The sequence below is a fragment of the Microvirga sp. jy35 genome (genome assembly GCF_056148915.1).
This window is the reverse complement of the sequence record NZ_JBWBEW010000126.1, coordinates 1-769: the sequence shown is the minus strand read 5'-3', so window position 1 is coordinate 769 and position 769 is coordinate 1. Positions and strand designations below refer to the sequence as shown.

At 58.9% G+C, this 769-nt stretch carries 1 protein-coding gene; it reads left to right on the top strand.

What is annotated here, in order from left to right:
* The first annotated feature begins 34 nt into the window (after window positions 1-34).
* The gene (locus tag AC0QTX_RS27510; protein WP_474606966.1) at window positions 35-733 is read left to right on the top strand and encodes an IS6 family transposase; all 699 of its coding nucleotides are present in this window, start codon (window positions 35-37) and stop codon (window positions 731-733) included.
* Window positions 734-769: the final 36 nt, after the last annotated feature.

Below are 769 nucleotides of genomic sequence, written 5' to 3'. Positions count from 1 at the left end.
GGCGTATGCCTCCGGCAAAACTCCGGAGGTTCAGATGTTCAAAGGCCGCCACTTCGATCGCTCAGTGATCCTGCTGTGCGTCCGGTGGTACCTGGCCTATAACCTGAGCTTGAGAAATCTCGAAGAGATGATGGCGGAGCGCGGCATCTCGATCGATCACGCCACGATCCACCGCTGGACTGTGCATTATGCTCCGCTCCTGCTCGAGCAGTTCAATCGGCGCAAGCGAGCTGTCACCAGAAGGTGGCATGTCGATGAGACTTATATCAAGGTGCGTGGGCGGTGGGTGTACTTGTACCGCGCGATCGACAGCAACGGGGACACCGTCGAGTTCTGGTTCAGCGAGCGGCGCAATCTGACAGCCGCCAAACGGTTCCTGCGCAAGGCCCTTAAACGGCACGGCCGACCCGAGCGGATTGTAATCGACGGCAGCCAGACGAACCGCGAGGCGATCCTGTCCTGTGATACCGCAGACCGGCTCCGGGACAGATCGCAGCGTGACCTGAAACCTATTCGCATTCGGCAGAGCGCCTATCTGAATAATCGGGTTGAGCAGGACCATCGCGCCATCAAGAGGCGGGTCAGACCCATGCTCGGTTTTCAGTCTGTGACCACTGCCCGTGTGATCCTGGGTGGGATCGAGATGGTTCACATGATGCGCAAGCAACAGGCGAAGTATGCCTGCAATTTGTGGCCATCCTTGGCCGAGCAGTTCGAGTTGCTTGCCGCCTGAGCGTGCTACCGGACGATTGTCCCTTTCGCGTCTCCT

What these genes read in the sequence shown, in the direction of transcription:
- AC0QTX_RS27510 (WP_474606966.1), top strand. Translation starts at nt 35, where the DNA reads ATGTTCAAAGGCCGCCACTTCGATCGCTCAGTGATCCTGCTGTGCGTC.